The organism is Leeia speluncae (genome assembly GCF_020564625.1).
GTDB classification, from domain to species: domain Bacteria; phylum Pseudomonadota; class Gammaproteobacteria; order Burkholderiales; family Leeiaceae; genus Leeia; species Leeia speluncae.
On sequence record NZ_JAJBZT010000002.1, the window covers coordinates 1 to 22,904 of the forward strand.

General features: G+C 45.1%; 18 protein-coding genes and 1 tRNA gene. 12 read left to right on the forward strand and 7 right to left on the reverse strand.

From position 1 onward, the window contains the following. Positions 1-95: 95 nt before the first annotated feature. The 4 genes from LIN78_RS02970 to mutM all read right to left on the reverse strand — a co-directional run bounded on the left by LIN78_RS02970 (position 96) and on the right by mutM (position 6,500). Entirely contained in the window at positions 96-2,636 is a 2,541-nt protein-coding gene (locus LIN78_RS02970) for an ATP-binding protein (protein ID WP_227178318.1), read from the reverse strand. Positions 2,637-2,671: 35 nt separating this feature from the next. Beyond that, positions 2,672-3,388: a response regulator gene (locus LIN78_RS02975; RefSeq protein WP_227178320.1), complete on the reverse strand. Its 717-nt coding sequence runs from the start codon at positions 3,386-3,388 to the stop codon at positions 2,672-2,674. Positions 3,389-3,590: 202 nt separating this feature from the next. After that, positions 3,591-5,549: a dynamin family protein gene (locus LIN78_RS02980; protein WP_227178321.1), complete on the reverse strand. Its 1,959-nt coding sequence runs from the start codon at positions 5,547-5,549 to the stop codon at positions 3,591-3,593. Between the two features lie 114 nt (positions 5,550-5,663). Further along, a complete protein-coding gene (gene mutM / locus LIN78_RS02985) occupies positions 5,664-6,500 on the reverse strand; it encodes a bifunctional DNA-formamidopyrimidine glycosylase/DNA-(apurinic or apyrimidinic site) lyase (RefSeq protein WP_227178323.1) in 837 nt (278 codons plus the stop codon). A gap of 192 nt (positions 6,501-6,692) precedes the next feature. Between mutM and LIN78_RS02990 the strand changes: the two genes are divergently transcribed. From LIN78_RS02990 to LIN78_RS03025, 8 genes are all read left to right on the forward strand, one after another. Then, positions 6,693-8,378 (forward strand): tetratricopeptide repeat protein, encoded by a 1,686-nt coding sequence (locus LIN78_RS02990; RefSeq protein WP_227178325.1) that lies wholly within the window; start codon positions 6,693-6,695, stop codon positions 8,376-8,378. A 53-nt stretch (positions 8,379-8,431) separates the two neighbouring features. Further along, positions 8,432-8,989, forward strand: a complete 558-nt coding sequence (gene lolB, locus LIN78_RS02995) for a lipoprotein insertase outer membrane protein LolB (RefSeq protein WP_227178327.1) — start codon at positions 8,432-8,434, stop codon at positions 8,987-8,989. Positions 8,990-9,003: 14 nt separating this feature from the next. Then, entirely contained in the window at positions 9,004-9,852 is an 849-nt protein-coding gene (ispE, locus tag LIN78_RS03000; RefSeq protein WP_227178329.1) for a 4-(cytidine 5'-diphospho)-2-C-methyl-D-erythritol kinase, read from the forward strand. 13 nt (positions 9,853-9,865) lie between these two features. Continuing rightward, positions 9,866-9,940: transfer RNA gene (locus LIN78_RS03005), tRNA-Gln, on the forward strand. Positions 9,941-10,029: 89 nt separating this feature from the next. Next, positions 10,030-10,980 (forward strand): ribose-phosphate pyrophosphokinase, encoded by a 951-nt coding sequence (locus LIN78_RS03010; protein ID WP_227178331.1) that lies wholly within the window; start codon positions 10,030-10,032, stop codon positions 10,978-10,980. A gap of 106 nt (positions 10,981-11,086) precedes the next feature. Further along, a complete protein-coding gene (locus LIN78_RS03015; protein ID WP_227178333.1) occupies positions 11,087-11,653 on the forward strand; it encodes a 50S ribosomal protein L25/general stress protein Ctc in 567 nt (188 codons plus the stop codon). A 120-nt stretch (positions 11,654-11,773) separates the two neighbouring features. Beyond that, positions 11,774-12,349: an aminoacyl-tRNA hydrolase gene (pth, locus tag LIN78_RS03020; protein WP_264474482.1), complete on the forward strand. Its 576-nt coding sequence runs from the start codon at positions 11,774-11,776 to the stop codon at positions 12,347-12,349. An 87-nt stretch (positions 12,350-12,436) separates the two neighbouring features. Further along, complete coding sequence (locus tag LIN78_RS03025) at positions 12,437-12,961, forward strand: hypothetical protein (protein WP_227178334.1); 525 nt, start codon at positions 12,437-12,439, stop codon at positions 12,959-12,961. Between the two features lie 64 nt (positions 12,962-13,025). Here the strand turns inward: LIN78_RS03025 and LIN78_RS03030 are convergent, their stop codons facing one another. Continuing rightward, entirely contained in the window at positions 13,026-13,850 is an 825-nt protein-coding gene (locus tag LIN78_RS03030) for an inositol monophosphatase family protein (RefSeq protein ID WP_227178336.1), read from the reverse strand. Positions 13,851-14,010: 160 nt separating this feature from the next. Between LIN78_RS03030 and LIN78_RS03035 the strand changes: the two genes are divergently transcribed. Together LIN78_RS03035 and LIN78_RS03040 are read left to right on the forward strand one after the other, a co-directional pair. Beyond that, positions 14,011-14,784 (forward strand): RNA methyltransferase, encoded by a 774-nt coding sequence (locus LIN78_RS03035; protein ID WP_227178338.1) that lies wholly within the window; start codon positions 14,011-14,013, stop codon positions 14,782-14,784. Beyond that, positions 14,768-16,555: an ABC transporter ATP-binding protein/permease gene (locus tag LIN78_RS03040; RefSeq protein WP_227178339.1), complete on the forward strand. Its 1,788-nt coding sequence runs from the start codon at positions 14,768-14,770 to the stop codon at positions 16,553-16,555. The genes LIN78_RS03035 and LIN78_RS03040 overlap by 17 nt, the downstream gene beginning before the upstream one ends. 27 nt (positions 16,556-16,582) lie before the next feature. Here LIN78_RS03040 and LIN78_RS03045 read toward each other — a convergent pair whose 3' ends face one another. Further along, positions 16,583-17,128, reverse strand: coding sequence for a hypothetical protein (locus LIN78_RS03045; protein WP_227178341.1), 546 nt, complete (start codon positions 17,126-17,128; stop codon positions 16,583-16,585). Between the two features lie 126 nt (positions 17,129-17,254). Then, positions 17,255-20,392: a bifunctional proline dehydrogenase/L-glutamate gamma-semialdehyde dehydrogenase PutA gene (putA, locus tag LIN78_RS03050; RefSeq protein ID WP_227178344.1), complete on the reverse strand. Its 3,138-nt coding sequence runs from the start codon at positions 20,390-20,392 to the stop codon at positions 17,255-17,257. 328 nt (positions 20,393-20,720) lie between these two features. Here putA and LIN78_RS03055 point away from each other — a divergent pair, with 328 nt between their 5' ends. Together LIN78_RS03055 and LIN78_RS03060 are read left to right on the forward strand one after the other, a co-directional pair. Continuing rightward, positions 20,721-21,182 (forward strand): Lrp/AsnC ligand binding domain-containing protein, encoded by a 462-nt coding sequence (locus LIN78_RS03055; RefSeq protein ID WP_227178346.1) that lies wholly within the window; start codon positions 20,721-20,723, stop codon positions 21,180-21,182. Positions 21,183-21,269: 87 nt separating this feature from the next. Next, positions 21,270-22,886: a methyl-accepting chemotaxis protein gene (locus LIN78_RS03060; RefSeq protein WP_227178348.1), complete on the forward strand. Its 1,617-nt coding sequence runs from the start codon at positions 21,270-21,272 to the stop codon at positions 22,884-22,886. Positions 22,887-22,904 lie beyond the last annotated feature (18 nt).

Sequence of the window (22,904 nt, forward strand, 5' to 3'; positions counted from 1 at the left end):
CATTTTTCTTTACAGACGCCAACACCAAAACACATCAACCCGTTGATTCAAAAAGAAAATATCACAGAAATATTTTTATAAGTTTTTTTAGCCAGCTAAGCAAGATCTAACATTTCTACCAGTTTCTCTTGGAACATCTCAATTTTAAATGGTTTTGGTAGTAGATTTGCCCCCATAGGGAGATCGAATCGCTCTTTTAGCATCTCAGAAGGCAGGCCTGACATCAGCAATACAGGAAGATCCGGTTGCAGCTTATTGAGCGCAAGCAACAACTGCACCCCCGACCCCCCTGCATACAGATCTACATCTGATAATACAAAATCAAAAGCATGGATCTCTGCACTCGACAACGCGGAATCGACACTACTTACTGGTACCACCTGAAACCCATGATGTCGCAACACATCAGTGAGCGCATCCCGCACATCCTCTTCATCTTCTACCAATAATAGGTTAAGCCCTTCTGGAATTGGCGCAATGTATAAGTCATCTTGAGCGGATTCAACAAACACCTTCTCAGCCAGTGGAAAATACAAAGTAAATGTTGTCCCACTATTCATAACAGATGAAAGCTGAATATCACCGCCAGATTGCTTTACAAAACCATAGATAATAGACAAGCCTAAGCCGCTTCCAGACCCTGTCTTTGTTGTGAAAAAAGGCTCAAACACTCTTTCTCTGATATGTTCTGGGATACCAGTACCTGAATCGGTAATGGACAAAGAAACCATTTTGCTGGCTGCATCCACCATTGTGGCAATCTTGATTTGCCCCTGTCGTTGCATTGCATCTCTAGCATTCAGCACCAGATTGAGAATAGCATTCTCCAACTGAGCCCTATCTAACCATGCAAACGGCTCAACCTCGCTCAGCACTAGCTCCACCCCAACCCCAGAGCCAATACTGTATTCCACCAAGTCAGTTAACCCGACCACAACAAGATTTAAATCTAACAACTCGGGTTTAAGCGATTGCTTACGAGCAAACGCCAATAACCGCTGCGTTAACTGACCACCTCTTTCTGATGCTTGGCGCGCCCGTCTCAAATATTTTGTCGCTTCATCAGACAAGTCTGGCTGAACCTCTAATAAATATAGGTTGCCCAAAATAGCCGCCAATAAATTATTAAAGTCGTGCGCCACACCGCCGGTCAACTGTCCCAATACCTCCATCTTTTGAGATTGCCTTAATTGTGCCTCGACGGCTCGTCGCTCAGACAGATCACTATAAAGCGTCACGAAGCCACCACCGGGCATGGGGTTACTGCGAAATTCGACCACCTTTCCATTTGGAAAGGTAAATTCAAAGCGCTGCTCAGAGTGCTGGCGCAAATCATTTAGCGCCTGCCACGAAGGCAAAGGAGTTGAAACATCAACAACTGGCAGCCATGCTTGAATTTGGTGTAACGGGGTTCCTACCGCTAACTGGCCAGGCGCAAACTCTAGCAGAGTCACATAGCGCTGATTCCACGCTAACAAATTCCCATGTCGATCAAAAACGGATAAGCCATCGTTAATATTTTCAAATACTGTTTCTAATAGTTTTCGTTGCTCGGTTAAATCATTCGCCATTCGCCTGATTGCAAGTGCATTTTCACGGAATACTTGAAAAGCGCGAGCCAACTCACCCAACTCATCTTTTCTAGTTAGTGCAGGGACAGTCTGCTCCGTATCCCCCTTTGCCAATTTGCTCATGACTTTTGTAATACCGGATAAGCTTTTCACCAACCTATTCACCGCACCAGCACCCGAAATAGCAAATAGAATAGATAAACCGGTTAAAACTGCAATCCCGACCAATCCAGACTGCACCGCATGCTTTACAGACCATGTACGGTTTTCAACCGATTTACTTGCCTCTCCCACATAAACATCCACCTCTTGCCCCAGTCTTGCTGCCTCTGCCCTAGTCAATGAAAGCAAAAAAGCTTTTTGATCTAATAAAGCAAATTGCTTTTTACGAATAGAGAAGATGCTTGTATCTGACACGGCCAATGCGATTAATTGCGGAAAACCTTCCTGTAACAAACTAGAACTTATGTTTTGCTGAACATCTTTCTCTAGCACTGAGAGGGTATCTATATCAGACACGCTACTTGCAATTAGCAATTGCCTTGCCAATTGAACAGCAGCAGATGGCGCCGACTGAAATTCATCTAATTGCTGCAAACGGTCCAACTGATAAAGCTGCTCGCGCAAATCTTCCCGAAGAAAAAGATCTTGCCTTGTCGCTGAAATTAAAGCCTCTATTGATTTTTCTAAACGCGAGAGCGACTCAACTAACTGCTGTCGCTCCACCCCCTTTCGAGATAATCCGCGAGACAAGCGACTTGCCTCATAAAGCCTGGACCGGAGTGCATCGGCTTCTGTCTGCAACTGAAAGGGCAATGTTGTTTCTGCTACATATGGCGCCATAGCAGCCAAGGAAGAGGTTTTTTGCGCCATTTCTAAGGCGCGAGATATATCTGGCAATACATCAGACTGAAAACCATCTAATGCATCTTGTGTGTTTTTCATGCCCTGCCAACCCACCAAGGCAAGCGACATAGAAGATAGAAACATGACCAAAAAAGCCAGCAGCAACCGCACCCGAACTGTTTCAGGCTTCAATCCTACAAGCCATTTTCTAATTTTCATTTCAGGCATCACCTTTTTTAACGGATGAAGAGCAACTAAGCGTGTTTTACATCCGCAGCAAACAAGTAGCCAATCCCACGCTCCGTCTTGATAAAAGAAGGCTGTCTTGAATTTGGCTCGATTTTTTTCCTGAGTCGGGTGATCAACACATCTATCGTCCTATCAAATACCTCGGTATCACCACTGCGAGTGTGCGCCAGCAATGCATCACGACTTAAAACACGCCGAGGGTTTTTTACAAATGCCTCTAGCAGCGCAAATTCACCCGGAGTGAGCGCACATGACTGCATATTTGCATCAAACAGTTCACGACTAGTTAAATTCACCGTCCAACTGGAAAATGTATAACATTCCGCCCCGTCAATACCTGCAAGCACAGGCGCCTGAACGCGTTCCATTCTCCGCAATAAAGCACGAACCCTTGCCAACAACTCTCTTGGATTAAATGGCTTCATAACAAAGTCGTCGGCCACCAATTCCAAGCCAAGTATACGATCTGTCTCGTCACCTTTTCCGGTAAGAATCACAATTGGCGCACTAGAAAGCTGCCGCACAGCTCGGGCGACAGTTAAGCCATCTTCCCCTTTGAGCTTCAAATCCATCAACACTAAATCAATAGGCGTCTTAGTCACTTCCTGCATAGCGGATTTACCGTTATCCACCGCTACAGCCTCAAACCCTGCAGATGACAAAAGGTCTTGCAGCATTTCCAACATATCTATTTCATCATCAACAATTAAAATTCGCTGCATTTGGACGAACCTCTTCTTTTGGTGCACTCAATCAATATGAAACGCTGGCATTCTAGTAATTCAATATTCTCTAACATTCGAATACATACTTTGTTTCAATTGTTTCAATTTAAACTATATAAAACCATATAAAAAAATAAACCCCATGACGACAAATCATGGGGTTTATTGTTCAACCAAAAGTTTAGTAACTTACGCCAGCCTATGCCGCCTGACCAATTAAGCTAGATGCATCCACATTCAAAATGCGGTAAACCTCTTTTAACACCTTATCAAGATTCGCTTGCTGATCAGAAATCGCTTGTGCAACAGTTTCTAGTTCAATGACACGCTCTTCTAACGTATCCGTCGCCTTATGAATCCGCTTCACGTTTTCTAAACGACGACGCAATTGCAACTGATGTTCACGGACTTGCGTTTCCATTGGTGCCATAATGGCTTTCAGCCACGCCTCTACATCTCTATTCGCAACATCAAAAACATAGACGACATTGTTTGCAATGGTTTCGAAGAATTTGTGCGTTAGCGTTTCTTGCCTAGTGGTAAGCATCGTACCAAAACCAGAGAAGTGCGCTCTATAGACTTTCTCCAAGCGATTAATCTCTTTATGGTATTTCAACGTAGAGAATGGAGATGGCGTCACTTTCGCCAATCCATGCTCTTGGCTAAATTTTTGATACATTCCACCCATCATCGCTTGAATTTCTGTTACCTGCCCCGCCGCTTGCGTGAGACGATCATTCACCGTTCTAAAGAAACCGTTCATCGCAGACGACAAGCCTGCAGACAACATACTCTTTTGCATAGACTCGCGAACAGATTGAATCTCCGCCTTCAAAGCATCCTTACCCAAGAAGCCAAATAAAATATTGGTTTGCTGAGAGAATACGCTACGCAATGCTTGAAACTGAGCAAGACCCTTCTCAAACCGCTGTTTTTCTTCAGCGATTTTGTCTAGCATGCTAACAATCGTGTCTCTATTTTTGCCTTTGAGCGCGCGCAACTCATCTAACTGCTCTTGAATACCCGCATTTCTAGCCTGAAGAATACTGCGAACATCACTCACCATGACTTCAATTTCATTTTGAGTAGCATCGCGAACAATATCTTGCTTCGCAGGAATTAATCCTTCAGCAATAGCAGCTTCCAGTGCTGGCATTCTACTTTTCGCCAACAAGCCAGCATCGCCTTGAATTTTTGCAACCAAGCCTTTTTGTGCAGAGACAGGAAACACTTGCGTTGATTTCAGACCTAGCAGTTCTGCACTTTCCACCACCTGTTTGGAAATTTCTGCATCAATCTCGGCTTCTGTTTTCAGCGGATCCCACAATCCATCAATCTTATTTAATACAACAACACGACCACCAGAACGGCCATGACCTGCGATGTATTCCCGCCAAATATCCAGGTCAGAACGAGTCACCCCTGTATCCGCACCTAAGATAAATACAATCGCATGTGCAGAAGGCAACATTGAAAGGGTCAACTCAGGCTCGGCACCAATTGCATTTAGTCCGGGCGTATCAAGAATGACCAATCCTTGTTGCAATAATGGATGAGGGAAGTTGATGATTGCGTGTCGCCAGCAAGGAATATCTACCGTTCCGTCTGCGTGAACGGTTACTAACGAATCTTGGTCATCTTCGTTAAAAAGTCCGTACCGCTTGGCAACCTCTGTTGGCACACGTTTGGTCTCACCAACTCTCTGAAAGGCAGACATCATTGCATCAGCAGAATCAAGATCCAGTGGAATGGTCATCCACTCGTCTGCGTAGCGTTTATATTCGGCAGTTGTAGTCGAACTATCTCTGGTTTCAATTGGTAATAGTTGAATAGAAATAGGGCGAAGCGAGTCATACATTAACTCGGTTGGACACATCGTAGTGCGTCCAGCAGAGGAAGGCAGAATTCTCTGACCGTAACCCGCAAAAAAGATTGAGTTAATGAGCTCTGACTTGCCACGTGAAAATTCAGCAACGAAAGCAATATTTAATTTATCGTCCCTCAGGCGCTCAACAAGCTGCTGGCTACGGAGCATTAACTGAGCATCATTTAGATCGTGCTCGGTTAACCATTTCTGCAATTGATTCACTGAACGAACAATTTGCTCACGCCAGTTGTGGTATGCACTTAAATCAGCTGACAACGCATCTTGGCTCAATTTCACTCTCCATTTCGCAACAGGTAAAGCCCTGCTGGACTAACTTCAACGAATAAGGATGTTGGCATACGTCAATCAGACTGTAAACACCAGCCATCCAAAAAAAACGTCCGTTCAGCGTAAAGACTGACAATTTGAACAAAAAAAGGTACTTCTCTGACCGAGTCTAATTAGCTCAATCGGCTTACTGCAGACAACACACCCCTCACCTGCACGATCATATACTTTAAACACATGCTGAAAATAGCCAGTATCACCAGCTGAGTTCACATAATCTCGTAAAGTACTTCCCCCACTTTGAATTGCCAGCTGCAAAGTCTGTTTTATTTCACGCACAAGCAATTCGCAATCTTCAACAGATAGGGTATTAGCTGGTTGCTGAGGATGTATTTTCGATGAAAACAAAGATTCCGACGCGTAGATATTCCCAACCCCCACGACGACAGACTGATCCATAATGGTCGTTTTGATTGGAGTGCGAAGCGTCCGCATTTTGTTGTACAAGTATTCTTTATTAAATGCATCCGTTAGCGGCTCGGGTCCCAATTTAGCAAGCAAGGGATGGATTGACCAGTGATCAGGTATCCACAACACCGCACCAAATCGACGAGGGTCGTGATATCGCAGAATGATTGACCGATTATCCTCTGGATCCGTAAAAGAGATGTCTATGTGATCATGCTTTTTTAATTCAGTATCAATGGTCAAAACACGTAACGAGCCAGACATACCCAAGTGAATTAACAACCAACCCTCACCAAAATCCAATAACAAGTACTTTGCTCGCCTCTCGACTTTTAGCAACCGCTTACCAATCAACAGAGAATCCAGACCAGGAGTAACTGGCCATCTCAACTTGGGTTGTCGAACAACTACCGCAGAAACAATTGCTCCCTCTACATGAGGAGCAATTCCCTTTTTTGTAGTCTCCACCTCTGGTAATTCAGGCATACAGATATCTTTTTATCTTTAACGAAACATGATATTAATTGTTATACATTTTCATCTGCAATCAGAAAAAGCCATTTCAGAACCTTTTCCCCTCAGCTACACTCTGAAGTAAATAGTGCTTAATGAAACTCAATGGCATTACCAGATAAAAATAGCGCCTAAGCAAAAAATTAATAAGAAAGGATTCTTGGAATGAACCGCTGGATAGCCGCAATGTTGGGATGGTTATGTATTACCGGAGGAGCAATCGCCGCACCTCAAGGTTCAACAGAAAAAGAAAACCTTCTACAAGATCAAAAATACTTACAATCCGTTTACCGCTATTTAATTGCAGAGGTAGCTAAACAGCGTGGTCAGCCAGGGCTATCTATCCCATTGTATGCGCAATTATTAAAGGACTACCCTAACCCACTGATCGCAAGGCAAGGTGTAGAAGCCGCTATTCGCGCAGGTAGATACGGGAATGCACTTGAGTTCGTTTCTATATGGAATCATTTAGACAAAGAAGACCCGATTGCACAAGACTGGTTAATCTCTCTTATATTTAAGAGCCCAAACCCGTTGCAGTACAGAGCTCAACTTGAAAATATATTAAAGGACAATCCTGATAAAGCGGGTGCAATTTGGATTACGCTAGCCGCAAGAGCTTCGGAAGCCACCCAAAAAACAGTTAGCGCGACGATGCTAGATGAAATGGCAGACGGCTACCCTAGCTTAGCAGAGGCATGGTGGGCGAAAGCCTATGCAGCAGAAGCAAGAGGAGATGACGAAAGCGTTATCACCCATTTAAAGCATGCTATTCAGTTAAAGCCAGACTGGGAGCCTGCATTTATTCAGTATGCGCGACTATCCGCTAAGCAAGATATGAAGACAGGGATTACGCTTCTTGAAGGCTTTGTTAATAAATATCCAAATGCAACCGAGGCGAGATTGGCCTATGCAAGATTATTAGTCACCGATAGGCAATTTGCAAAAGCCAAAGGAGCCTTTGAAATTGCCCAACGCCAAAAACCAGATAATCCCGACATCTCCTACGCGATTGGTATTTTATCACTACAATCTGGTGATTTAGCCAAGGCCGAAGCCTCGCTTCAACAGTCTCTTGACCTAGATTATTCGGATCAAGATGCAGTTTACCTTCTGCTTGGAGAAATCGAAGAAAAGAAAAACCAACCTGAAAATGCGATTGCCTACTACCTTCAGGTAACAGGCAGTAGTTTCGCAGGCGCACAATTGCGCGTTGCAGACATTTTAGATGGCAAAAAAGAATACAACCGTGCAATTGACTTATTAGACAAGGCTATTGAACAACAACCCGCTATGCAAAAACAATTTAGCGATGCAAAGCTTATTTTACTAAAGCATGCTCACCGCCTAGACGATGCATACCAATTGGTTAGCCAACGAATCAGCACAGACAAAAAGAACCCTGATCTTTACTACGAAAGAGCCATGCTGGCCGATCAACTTGGCAACAGCAAGCAACTAGAAACCGATCTCAAAGAAGCGATCGCATTAGAGCCAAAACACGCCAGATCATTAAATGCGCTAGGTTATACGATGGCTGACCAGTTAGGAAAAGCGGAAGAAGGACTTCCTCTCATTGAGCAAGCGTTAGCACTTGAGCCTGACAACCCAGCTTATATTGACAGCCTAGGGTGGGCGCAATACCGGCTAGGACGCCTTACTGAGGCAGAAACCAATTTACGTAAAGCCTACGAAATGGAAGACGATGCAGAAATTGCAGCGCACTACGGTGAGGTGCTATGGGTAAATGGCAAAAAAGAGGATGCAAGAAAAATATGGAATGCATCCCAACAAAAATCGCCCGATCGCACTGAAGTCGCAGAAACCATTAAAAGATTGAACGCAAATTAATGCCACTCATACCAAATTTTCATTTGTATTTCCGTGCTTTCAGCATTGTGTTTTTGACAGTTTTTTTAGCCGCCTGCAGCAGTGTTAGCACCAAAGATGAACCAGACACTGGTGAGATGGTATTTGAAACCAACGGACGCCTTGGCATCAAACATGATGACCAATCCGATCAAGTACAGGTGTACTGGAAGCATGGTAGCAAAGGCGACTGGGTTAGATTAGAAGGACCTTTAGGACAAACGGTAGCCACGCTGGCAAATACGCCTTCAAATACGATCTTGGTTACTAGTGATAAAACATGGGAAGCGAAAGACCCAGAATCTTTAACTGAGGAAGTTCTAGGCTGGCAACTACCATTAACAGGCTTGCGTAATTGGATACTTGGCAGACCTGATGATGTTAGCCGCTCAGGCGCATTTCAGTTTTCTAGCATCGATGGCGTTAGCACGCTTGAACAAGCAGGATGGACCATCAGGTATTTATCGATAGACAGCGCAAACAATTTGCCCAAAAAAATAAATTTATCAAGAGAATCACTTCAAATTAGAATTGTGATTGACGAATGGGCGACCGGCCCAGCCTTTAAAGCAATACCCAATCAAGACAAGTAAGCCAAGATCAAATAATGCATCATATATTTCCGTCCCCAGCCAAAATCAACCTCTTTCTTCATGTCACGGGAAGAAGAGATGATGGCTATCACCTACTTCAAACCGCATTTACCTTCATTGACTTAATAGATGAAGTAAAAATTAATGTTCGTGAAGATGGGCAACTATTAAGCAGCCAACCCTTAGACGGTATCCCATTTGAAAATGATCTTTGCTACAAAGCTGCGTTACTGTTAAAAACATATACAGGGAGCACATTAGGGGCAGACATAGCGGTTAATAAGAACATCCCGATGGGAGGCGGACTTGGCGGGGGGAGTTCTAACGCAGCAACGGTGCTTATTGCCTTAAATCTGTTATGGAATACGAATCTAGATAATGAAACCTTACAGCGATTAGGCTTACAACTCGGCGCAGATGTCCCTATATTCATCTTTGGACATTCCGCTTTTGCAGAAGGCATTGGTGAAAAACTTCAAAAAATTGAGGTGCCTGAAAAATACTATCTATTAGCAATGCCGCAAGTGAATGTACCTACAGTTGAAATTTTTAAAGACCCCCTATTGACAAGAGACACTCCTACCATCATAATGCCGGACTTCCGTGAATGCACGCAGCAATCACTTAAAAACGACTTACAACCAATAGCTTGTAAGCAGTTTAAAGAAGTTGCTGAAGCAGTCGAGTTACTAAGCCAATTTGGCAAAGCAATCATGACAGGTTCCGGAGCGTGTGTGTTTGTTGAGTTCGACGACCAGCAAACGGCAGAATCAGCAAAAAAAATTCTGCCAAAACACTTGCCAAGCAAAGTAGTTCGTGGTTATAATTCGCACCCTCTACACAGCATGGCTAAGACAGCATAAATGCTAAAACAACTGGGGAGTCGCCAAGTGGTAAGGCACCGGATTTTGATTCCGGCATTCGTAGGTTCGATCCCTACCTCCCCAGCCACCGGTTATTAAAATAAAAAAGCGTGAGCCAAGTGGCCACGCTTTTTGTTTGTTAAAGACGCTAAAATGCAGGCAAGCGGAGAATCGAAGATGGCGTACAATAATCTGATGGTATTTACCGGCAACGGTAATCCGGCACTCGCTGAAGAAGTTGTTCACCATCTGGACATCCCTTTAGGGAATGCGACAGTTGGTAGATTTTCAGACGGCGAAGTAACTGTCGAACTTCTTGAGAATGTGCGCGGCCGCGATGTATTCGTGTTGCAATCTACCTGTCAGCCAACCAATGACAACCTAATGGAAGTCTTGTTGATTGTTGACGCACTAAAACGTGCTTCTGCTGGTCGTATTACCGCTGCTATTCCTTATTTTGGTTATGCTCGCCAAGATCGCCGTCCACGTTCTGTACGCGTACCGATCTCAGCAAAAGTTGTGGCAAACATGTTAGTTTCTGCGGGTGTTGACCGTGTACTGACCGTTGATTTGCACGCAGACCAAATTCAAGGCTTCTTTGATATCCCTGTCGATAACATTTACGCCACTCCTCTTCTACTAGAAGACCTAGTTCAGAAGAACTACCCTAATTTAATGGTTGTTTCTCCTGACGTTGGTGGCGTACTTCGTGCTCGCGCTATGGCAAAATTACTAAACTCTGATTTAGCCATCATTGACAAACGTCGCCCTAAAGCAAACGTTGCCGAAGTGATGAATATCATTGGCGATGTTGAAGGCCGTACCTGCGTGATCATGGACGACATGGTGGATACTGCAAATACGCTATGTAAAGCAGCCGATGCACTAAAACAGCATGGCGCTGAAAAAGTATTAGCGTACACCACTCACCCTGTGCTTTCTGGCCCAGCTGTTGAGCGTATTGCGCAAAGCGCATTGGATGAATTAGTGGTAACGAACACCATTCCACTCAGTCCACAAGCACAAGAATGCGAGAAGATTCGCTCACTATCTATCGCCAAACTGTTAGCGAAGACAATTAAGCGAATCAGCAATGAGGATTCTGTAAGCTCTTTATTTGCAGACTAATTGTAAATAAAGGCAAGCGAATGAGCGGGGAAACCTGCTCTCTTGCTGTTATCTGGTCGCGGATAACAGCTTTATATTTTAAAACCTGTTTATAAGGTAATTCAAAATGGCTATCGAAGTTATTGCACAAGCTCGTGCACAAGAAGGTTCGGGTGCGAGCCGCCGCCTTCGCCGTGCAGGCAAAGTTCCTGGTATCGTTTACGGTGGCAACACTGCTGCTGTTTCTATCGAACTAGATCACAACTCAACATACTACGCACTACAGAACGAAGCTTTCCACAGCTCAATTCTTGACCTAGTTGTTGATGGCAAAACTGAACAAGTTTTGTTGCGCGCTACCCAATGGCACGCGTACAAACAACAAGTTTTGCACATTGATTTCCAGCGCGTTGCTGCAGATCAGAAACTACAAATGAAAGTGCCTTTGCACTTTGTTAATGGTGATGTTTGCCCAGGCGTTAAGCTTGGCGGCGGTATCGTTAACCACATCTTGACTGAAGTTCAAGTTTCTTGCTTGCCAGCAGACCTACCAGAGTTCATCGAAGTTGACTTGGTTGGCCTAACTGCTGAATCAGCAATTCACTTGTCTGAACTAAAACTGCCAAAAGGCGTTGAGCTAGTTGCTCAAGCTGGTGACTTGGCTGTTGCTGCGATTGCTGCTGTTCGCGGTTAATCTTTAGCTGTCAGGCACTATCGCCTTGCGATAGATTAAAAACCCGCATGCAAACACATGCGGGTTTTTTGTTTTGTATTTTTTTGATCCGTTACATGCGTTGTTACAAAGGAAATTTTCATGCCAATAAAGCTGATAGTTGGATTAGGTAATCCTGGCAATGAATACGAGTCAACTCGCCATAATGCGGGCTTTTGGTGGGTAGACCAGCTTGCGCGCAAAGGTGGGGGCACAATGCGTGTAGAAGGTAAGTTTTCAGGAGAAGTGGCAAGAGTAAAACTAGCTGACGAAGAGACTTGGCTTCAAAAACCAATGACCTTTATGAATCGAAGTGGCCAGGCTGTTGGTTCGCTTGCAAAGTTTTATAAAATCACACCTGAAGAAATTTTAGTTGTACATGATGAGCTAGATATCCCTCCTGGCAGCATTAAACTAAAACAAGGTGGTGGTCATGGTGGACACAATGGCTTAAAAGACATTATCGCGCATCTAGGCAGCCCAAATTTCTGGCGCTTACGTGTTGGCATTGGTCACCCCGGCGACAAATCTCAAGTAGCGAATTTTGTACTAAAAGCGCCAACACTGAATGAGCAAATTGAAATAGATAAGTCACTAGATGCTGCCACTAGCGTTTTAACCGAAGTGATTAAGGGTGACTTTTCAGCCGCCATGTTAAAACTGCACACAAAAAAGTGAAAGTGTTAAATTTTTTGTCATGAATGGACATTGTTCAGCTAGTTTGTTAATTTGTTTACCAGAAACCAACAAATGGAGAACGGTGTCATGTCAAAATTTTTAACAACGTTAGTAGTTAGTGGAATTGCTTTAGCTGCGCAAACTAGTCAAGCAGCGGATATGTTTAGCCGTCCAGAAATTAGCTCACTCACTGTATCACCTGCAACGGCTGTGATTGGCGAACCCGCCATACTGAAAATTGATGGCAATAAAAATGGCACCATGGACTGTGCGATTTCCGTTGAGTACGGAGATGGAACGCAAGAATTCATTGAAGTTCACCAAGGGCTACCAAAAGAAGTTCAGCACGTATATGCAAAGCCTGGCACATATACAGCCAAAGCAATTGGCGTGGATCACAACAATGTGAACAACTGTAAGGGGCAAGCATCTACAACATTCAAAGTGAGTGGTGTACGTGCCCCAGCCTGCCCTAGTGGATGGGAAATCACCCCAGGATCTGTAAAAAAGAACGGTGCCTTTAGCTGCCGCGCCTTACCACCTGCAGAACCGATGAAATGTAGCGTTGGCTTAAAACCGTACGCCTCAAACGGGATGATTGGCTGCAAATAAGCCAACTCGACAAATAAAAAAGGCCAAGCAAGCTTGGCCTTTTTTATTACTTCAATGCACGGAATTAATTTTGTGCAGCAAAGCTATCTGGATCAACAGGCTTTGGTAGCAATGGTTGCAATACTTGCAACATCTGGCCAAATACACGTGGTGTACCTGCAAGCACATTACCGCTCTCCATGAAACCTTCTTCACCAGCAAAGTCTGTCACCAAACCACCAGCCTCTTTAATTAGTAACGCGCCTGCAGCGATATCCCAAGGTGCCAAACCAAACTCCCAGAAGCCATCTACCCAGCCAGCAGCAATATAAGCCAAGTCTAGTGCGGCGGAACCAGGACGACGGATCCCTTGTGATTTCAGCGTAAACTCTTTGAACGTAGTCACATAGGTGTCTAGATTTTCTAATTCGCGATATGGAAAACCGGTAGATAGCAGTGCTTCTGACAATTGTGTTTTCTTAGATACACGAATACGACGTCCATCTAAGAACGCACCAGCGCCACGGCTTGCGGTGAATAGATGGTTACGGTTTGGATCGTAAACAACCGCTTGAGTTGGTACACCTTTGTGCAACAACGCAATAGAAACACAATAATGAGGGAAGCCGTGAAGGAAGTTGGTGGTACCGTCTAGAGGATCGATAACCCAAACGTACTCTGAGTCACCAATTTGACCGCTTTCTTCTGCTAAAATAGCATGGTCAGGATACGCTTCTTGAATGGTCTGAATAATGGTAGCTTCTGCAGCACGATCCACTTCACTTACTAAATCGTTTGGCTGTTTGGATTGAACGGTAAGTGTGTCCAAATTACGGCTTGCGCGGGTGATTACGCTTGCTGCACGGCGAGCAGCTTTCACCGCAATGTTGAGCATAGGATGTGATTGCATGAGTCAGACCTGTTTGTAAAAGAAGCAATGAACACCGAAAGCAACAATGCTTTGTGTCGGTGTTACTAAAATACTGTCAAAGAACATGTGTTGAATCGAAATGAGGCACGCCCCATCGATTCATCGAATTTTAACATTATAAATAAAAACAAGTACTAACGTGAAATCAATTCTTGAAAAAATCGATCTTTCAGCAGATTTGCCACTGAATCGCATTCGAGTGGTGCTTTCTCACACTTCTCACCCTGGCAATATTGGCGCAACGGCGAGAGCAATGAAAAACATGGGTTTATCGAAATTATACCTCGTGAACCCAAAGCATTTTCCAGATGAGGAAGCAACAACTCGCGCGAGTGGCGCTGCCGATGTACTTGAAAACGCAATCGTTGTGGACTCATTAGCAAAAGCATTAGAAGGTACTGTCGTTGCTGCGGCACTGACTAGCAGACGCCGTGAGTTAGGCCCAGAACTGATGGATGCGCGTCGTTGTGCTGCACATCTATGCGATCTTGCCCAAACAGAGGAAGTCGCCCTTGTTTTTGGCAATGAAACAAATGGTTTGTCGATTGAAGAGGTTTCTCTTTGCAACCTACTAGTGACAATTCCTACCAATCCGGTCTATTCTTCTCTAAACCTTGCTCAAGCTGTGCAGGTACTGACCTATGAATGCCGGATGGCAATTAATACCTCAGTAGAAAATGTGGTGGAACGTCACCAACTTGCTACCCATGAAGAAATCGAGTTGTTTTACCAGCATCTTGAGCAATCTTTAATTGAAGTAGGATTTCTAAACCCCGCCAACCCGAAACGGTTGATGCCAAGACTGCGTCGCTTGTTTGGACGTAAACAATTAGAAAAAGAAGAAGTAGATATTTTGCGTGGCATGATAAAGGTCATGCAAAAGGGAAAGGGCAAGAATGGATTGGAATCATGAGGTAAGCACCAGTTTACTATGGCTGGTGAAGGCATTTTTTATCACAGTCATTATTTTTTCTGTCACTTGCTTCACGCTTGCACGAACGACGAAATGGGGCCGCCAGATTGCAGATATTGCTTGGCCCTATTTTTGCCCTAAACGTAGCAAAAAACCGTTGGCTACGGTTGCATTACTTCTCCTCTTTACGCTGTTCTCCGTTCGAATGAATGTTTTGTTTTCATTCTGGTATAACGGGTTTTACAACGCCTTGCAAAAAGTAGATGCCAAAGCATTTTGGCTATTTTTAGCCATTTTCTCTGTGCTCGCGACGATTCATGTTGTGCGTGCCTTGCTGTATTACTACCTGCAGCAATCTTTTCAGATTCGCTGGAGAGTGTGGCTAAACGAGCGTTTCTTAGGGCGCTGGACCAAAGAACAAGCTTATTTTCGCACCCAATATTTAGCGGAGGATGCGGATAACCCAGATCAACGTATTCAACAAGATATTAATACCTTTACGGATAGCACGATGACGCTATCGCTTGGATTAGTTGATGCTGTCGTATCTCTCATCGAATTCACGACGATTCTCTGGGGTTTGTCTGGTGCCTTACATTTATTTGGCACTGATATCCCTCGTGCAATGGTCTTTTTAGTTTATATCTACGTATTTATTGCCACTTTATTAGCGATTCGGATTGGCCGACCGCTCGTCAAATTAAACTTCTTAAATGAACAGTTAAGCGCGAACTACCGTTATGCACTCATTCGCTTAAGAGAATACGGTGAAAGCGTCGCCTTTTTTAAAGGCGAAAAAATTGAGCGTGGTATCTTAGATAATCGATTCTTTGCCGTGATTGCTAATGCTTGGGAGATCGTCTTCCGATCCATCAAGTTTCAAGGCTTTAACTTAACTATTAGCCAAGCGGCGGTAGTTTTCCCCTTTATTGTTCAGGCGCCACGTTTTTTGAGTAAGCAGATATCGTTGGGGGATGTCATGCAAACCTCACAAGCATTTGGACAGGTGCAGGATGCGTTATCTTTTATCCGTACGTCTTATGATTCATTTGCCAACTACCGCGCAGTAATTAATCGTTTGACTGGTTTTTCTCGTGCGATTAATGCGGCAGACAGGCTGCCAACAGCAGATATTGAAATTGGCGAGAAACTAGAGACAAGACACCTATGCGTGTTAAGCCCAACAGAAGAAACGATGCTGACAGATTTAAACCTGTCTGTCGGCAAAGGGGAGTCTTTGTTAATTAAAGGCAAATCTGGCAGTGGAAAGACCACCCTACTTCGCAGTTTGGCAGGATTATGGCCTTTTGCTAGCGGCCATGTCGTCATCCCAGAGGCGGATAAGCGCTTATTTTTATCGCAAAAAGCCTACATGCCATTAGGTAGCCTAAAAATGGGGCTTTGCTACCCATTAGCAGAAGAGGCATTTAGTGATGCGGAAATTTGTGACGTTTTGCAGAAGGTGCAGTTAGGTCACTTAGGCAAGCGTATTACAGAGGAAGAGGATTGGACGCGTATTTTATCGCTAGGCGAACAACAGCGATTAGCGTTTGGCCGCGCGCTACTATCTAAACCCGAGGCGATCTTTCTAGATGAAGCGACTTCTGCAATGGATGAAGGGCTAGAGGATGCCATGTATTCAATGCTTCGCAGCGAGTTACCTAACACACTGATTGTTAGTGTGGGGCATCGCAGCACACTCATTGCACACCACCAATATTCATTGGTCTTGGAAGGAAAAGGCAGTTGGCGACTTCAGGAAAATAGCTAACGCAGGCAAACGAAACAAGGGGCTACATTAGCCCCTTTTTTTAAAGATAAGCCCGGCATCTAGCCATAACTCTTCTTTTGCCAATGCCCGCTCTTGCTTCATGGCCACTCGTTCAAAATCATACCACTCCCCTTTGTAGCTCACGGCCGCTGGAATTGGTTTTCCTTGGTATTGCCCAAGTTGATCTACCGCTAACTCTACTTCGGACATCGCCACAGGTTTGAGGGAGGCTTGCGCAACCGCTTGCTGACTTGCAGCGGAGATGGCTGGTGGTGTAGGGGTAGTTCTTAACAGATACCAAAGCATAAAAGCATGCGGCAAATGCATTTTGACGACGAGTTTTTCTGACGTAATCATGCAATCAACAGCAAATTTGTGAGCACACTTCGGGCATTCAGCATTTGCAGATAAAAAGGCACGCTCTGCTTGTTGCTTAACCACGCCATACATATGTGGTAACTCTACCCATTCCCCGCATTTTAAGCAGGGCTTTGCAAAGCGTTTCACGACATTTCCGTTTGCAAACTGTAGCGGAAAATAACGATAAAGGGGAATTGGTTGTTTCTTAGTCATAGCGATATTTTAACGAAATTCCCGCTTGACGGATGAGTATTTCCGACGTGTCTTGCACAAAAAAATGCCGGGGCATTGCCCCGGCAAACCTAACTTGGAGAGAGTTGTTACAAGGGTTAGGAAAACTTAGCCTTCACCACCCAATGCAAGTAGTGATGCATTACCACCCGCAGCGGTAGTATTTACAGAAATAGCACGCTCGGTTGTAAACTTGAGTAGGTAGTGTGGGCCACCTGCTTTATAACCCGTACCAGATAGGCCTTCCCCACCAAATGGCTGGGTACCTACCACCGCGCCAATCTGGTTACGGTTTACATAGATATTACCGATACGTGCGTTTTTCTTGATCCAGTCGATATGCGCATCGATACGACTGTGGATACCTAGTGTTAGGCCATAACCAGTTTTGTGAATAGCGGCTAGGATGTTCTGTAGTTCGCCCGCTTTCCAACGAATCACATGTAGCACAGGGCCAAATACTTCACGCTCTGGCAATTGGTCTAGCGTAATTTCAAACGCTACTGGTGCTACAAAGTTGCCACGTGATGCATCAGCCGGTAATGCTGCAGTCGCGATTTCTTTGGCGGTTTGGCGAAGGCCGGCAATGTAGCGTTCTAGTTCGATCTTTGCATTCACATCAATCACTGGGCCAATGTCGCTTTGAATCAGCGCTGGGTTACCCAGCTGCTGTTCAGCCATTGCACCTTTCAGTAGCTTGATAGTGTGATCAGCAACGTCGTCTTGTACAAAGAGTAGACGTAGTGCTGAACAGCGTTGGCCCGCGCTGTTAAACGCTGACATGATCACGTCGGATACCACTTGTTCTGGTAACGCAGAGCTATCCACGATCATGGCGTTCATACCGCCGGTTTCTGCGATTAGCGGCAAGATGGCACCGTCACGATTAGCCAAGCCACGGAATAGTTGCTGAGCCACTTCGGTTGAACCAGTAAAGACCACACCGTCTAGGCGAGGATCGTTAATTACTTGGCGACCAATTTTTGAACCAGAACCAGGCACATAGTTAAGCACACCACCAGGAATACCGGCTTCTAGTAGCAATTCAACCGAGCGGTAAGCAATCAGCGAGGTTTGGCCTGCTGGTTTTGCAATCACGGCATTACCCGCAGCGATAGCGGCGGTAATTTGGCCCAAGAAGATGGCCAATGGGAAGTTCCAAGGTGACACGCAGAAGAACACGCCACGACCAGCCAAGATGAGTTGGTTATCTTCACCAGTAACAGCTGGCAATTGGATTGGCTGTCCCATCAAGCGACGAGCTTCATTGGCGTAGAATCGGCAGAAGTCTACGGCCTCGCGCACTTCACCTAGTGCATCATTCAGTGTCTTACCAGCTTCACGAACCAAGATAGCAATCAATTCTGCCTGATTGGTTTCTAACAAGTTAGCCGCACGGTATAGCGCCGCAGCACGGACTTCAACCGGCGTTTGGCTCCACTCTTCAGATGCTGCATCAGCAACTTTCATTGCCTCATCGATCATCGCTTCATCGGCAGAAGCGACCATACCGATTTGCTCGCTCATGTTTGCTGGGTTAAATACATTCACTGCATTGCCACCACGACGCTCACCACCAATAATTGGGCAGGCTTGCCATTGGCGTGCGTAATGTTTTTCTAATTCAGATTGTAGTGGGGTCAGTACGTCTAAGTCAGCCATGTTAAGCCCTTTGGAATTTTGTCTGTCGTTGCCAAAGATATTGATTGGCAATGCAATTTTGCTGTGTCCGGAAAGATCGGTTGCTTCCACTTTTTTGATTGGATCTGCCACCACATCATCGATTGGTAGGCTCGCATCACCCAAGCGGTTTACGAATGAGCTATTGGCACCATTCTCTAGCAAGCGGCGAACCAAATAAGGAAGCAAGGTATGGAAAGAGCCGACTGGTGCGTACACACGGACTGGCACATTGAATTTTTCCATTTGCGAACGATGTAGCATTTCGCCCATGCCATGCAGGCGTTGGAACTCGAAGTCTGCACCTTTGAATTCAGCGCCATCTCCGCGAGTTAGCGTTAAGAAGTAGCCAACGGTATGTGCGTTATGTGTCGCAAATTGCGGGTAGAAGGCATCACCATGTGACAACATACGGCGACCACATGCCATATAAGACACGTCAGTATGGGTTTTCTTGGTGTAAACAGGGAAGCCTTCTAAGCCCGCCAACTGCGCACGCTTAATTTCTGCATCCCAGTAAGCGCCTTTTACCAGACGCACCGGAATGGTCTTGCCGTGGAAACGGGCACGCTCTGCCAACCAGTCAATCACGAGTGGTGCACGTTTTTGGTAGGCCTGAACAGCCAAGCCCAAACCATCCCAACCTTTCAGGCTAGGCGCAGCCAATAACGCATCCAGCAACTCTAGCGAAAGCTCCAAGCGATCGGCTTCTTCGGCATCTAACGTCAACAGAATATTGGCATCGCGTGCTTGCTCGCAAAGCTTTAGCACCATCGGCACCATTTCGCTCAGCACACGCTCACGCTTGGTGTAGTCGTAACGTGGGTGCAACGCAGATAGCTTGACCGAAATACTGTTGCGGCCAAAGAAATCACTTGCTGGCGGGCAGGCCAAGGCGGCGATCGCATCTTGGTAATCTTTGTAATAGCGGGCTGCATCTTGAGCTGTAAATGCTGCCTCACCCAACATATCGAAGGAGTAACGGAATTCTGGTAGCGCAGAAGATTCTTTCAGCGCATCCTGGATGGTCTCACCGATCACAAACTCTTTCGCCAGAATACCCATGGCGGTTTTCACGCCTTGGCGCAGGGTCACATCACCCAGTTTTGTGGTTAGACGAGAGATGATAATGCCAGGATCTTTGGTCCAGCTCAGGATTTTGCCAGAGAGCATCAAGCCCCAAGTAGAGGCATTCACCAACCAAGAAGTTGAACTTCCCATGTGTTTTTGCCATTCCCCCTTGGATAGTAATCCACGGATCAAGGCATCTTGCGTTTCTGTATCAGGAATACGCAACAAGGCTTCCGCCAAACACATCAGGATCACCCCTTCCTGGGTATCCAGTCCGTATTCCTGCAAGAAAGCATCTAACTTAGTTAGCTTTTTGGTACGTACTTTAGAAACCAATTGTTTCGCGGTTTCTTGTACTTGTTGTCGCTTGGCTACCGGCAGCGTTGCCGCTTCTAGTAGCGGACGTAGCGCCTCCGCTTCATCCATTAAAAACCGTGGACGAAGGGTTGGCAATCCTGGGGCGACCGGAGGAACAGGAGAGGGTGTTGTATTCATGTTCAAGGTTTCCGATTCATTCAAAATTACTATGTATTCATTATAGACATTGCCCTCTGTGGGGCTGCCTTTACCAACTCTGAGAGTAGGCTGATTATTCTTTTCTGCTTTTCACAATAAATTGGGGGTAGCCTAAATATCCGCTGACTACCCCCTAAAATTACTGCAATCACCAACAAAAAAATGTCCAGATGGGGCTGGAAATTTTTGTTCATGATATGGATGTTTTTGACAAATAGGGTTTGGTAATTTAGAGTTTTTACAGAACTATAGTTAGAACAAGAACAGTATTGCCAAATATAATTATTAACACGCAAAGTAAAAAACGATGATTACCCTCGATCGGACTGATAAGGCCATTTTGAAGTTTTTGCAAGACGACGGAAAAATGACCAATGTGGAATTAGCCAAACAAGTACACCTCTCCCCTGCTGCCTGCCTAGAACGCGTTAAACGATTGCAGTTTCATGGCTATATCCGGCATTACATGGCAGTGCTAGACCCAAATCTCATGGGGGTTGGATTGCTGGTGTTTGTGGAAGTCTCTTTAGATAGAACCACACCAGAATCTTTTGCCTCTTTTAAAGATGCCGCAAAGAAAATGCCTCAGATCATGGAGTGTCACATGGTAGCAGGCGGGTTTGACTACCTAATTAAGGCACGGGTAAAAGATATGAATGCATATCGCACCTTTTTAGATGAGTTATTGAGTTCAGTAAAAGGGGTTCGCGAAACGCATACCTATGCAGTGATGGAAGAAGTAAAAAACACCGTCAAACTACCAATTTGATAAATAGATTCTGCTAGATATTTCAACGGTTGCTATCTAAGATGAAATGAGGATAATTTATCGATAATCGCTAACAGGGACGACTTTATGGCAACCATTTCTATTCGCCATCAGTTATATGGCTTTGCACTGACGGGAATTATCGTTGCCATTGGCCTAGGTGTTGCCGCCCAAGGTGGATTATCTGCGCTAAAAGGCGATGTCGGACGGCTGATTGATAGCCAGCAGGTGGTTCAAAACCAAATGCAAGCGGATATGATGCATGATGCTATTCGGGCGGACATCCAAGCATTTCAAATTGCAAATAATGATGATGCACAAATTAAAGCCGCAAAAACAGATTTAGCGGATCATATCAATACATTACAAACCGCATTTTCCGCCAATCAAAAAGTCAATTTATCTGAGAAGCTTGCTGCGCAAATGAAGTCAACGAAGAGTTCGTTAGACAATTACACCATGCTGGCTTCTAAACTCTCTGATAGTTATGTGGCCCATCAAGCGCCCACAGCGGAAGCGCTGGCACAATTTAAGGCTGCGTTTTCAAAACTAGAAGGCGATATGGAATCGCTCTCAGAAAATATCGTGAAAGAGGCAGAAAGCATACAAACGGGTGCCAATGCATTTTTTAAACAAACTGCGATAATTCTAGGTGGCCTAGCAATTGGTGGAAGCATTATCTTTCTATTAATTGCCACCCGAGTTATCTCTAACGTCTCCAAGCCTTTAGCTGCATTAAGAGACACTGCACAATCGGTGATCAGTAGCGGGAACCTGACGCTGCGAGTCAATTACAACAAACAAAATGAGTTTGGTGAGACCATTCAAGCATTTAATCAGCTGATGACCTCATTGCATGGGCTCGTAAGCCAAACACAACAAGCCGTCTCTGCGATTCATCAAAGTAGTGCGCATCTAAATCAAACCAGCCAAACCGTACAACAAAACAGTATTAGTCAGTCGGATGCAGCAATGTCGATGGCGGCAGGCGTAGAAGAGTTGTCCAACAGTTTGACCGTGGTAACAGGCAACAACCAAGACACCCAACGCTTCGCACAAAAAGCGGGACAACAATCGGTAGAGGGCAGCAAAATAGTGAATGAGGCCGCCAACAGTATTGATCAGCTAGTGGCAAGCATCCGTACGACAGCGAGTAATTTAACCACGCTAAATGACAATGCCCGCCAAATTGGCGAAGTCGTAAATATTATTAAGGAAATCGCTGACCAAACCAACTTACTTGCACTGAATGCATCGATTGAAGCCGCAAGGGCTGGCGAGCAAGGCAGAGGATTTGCAGTCGTTGCAGATGAAGTAAGAAAACTAGCTGAACGCACCACCAATTCGACGCAACAGATTGTAGAGGTGATTTCATCTATCCGCACTACGGTAGAAAAAACCACCTCGGAAATGTCTTCCAACGTCAGTTTGGTGGAGTCGGCAGCAGACATTGCCAGAACGGCCGGCAAAGCGGTTGGCGACATTCAATCCCTCACGAATGAAGCAGAGATTCGTGTTACCGACATTAGCAATGCGCTCCAAGAGGAAAGTACAGCCAGCATGCAATTAGCCATTACAGTTGAAAAAGTGGCCAACCTTGCACAAGTCACCGCCGAAATGATCGCCGGAGCAGATCGCGAAATTAATGAGCTAAATCAATTAGCGGGTAGCCTGCAAAGCAGCTTAAGTCGATACAGCGCTTAACTGTTATCTTTATCGAGG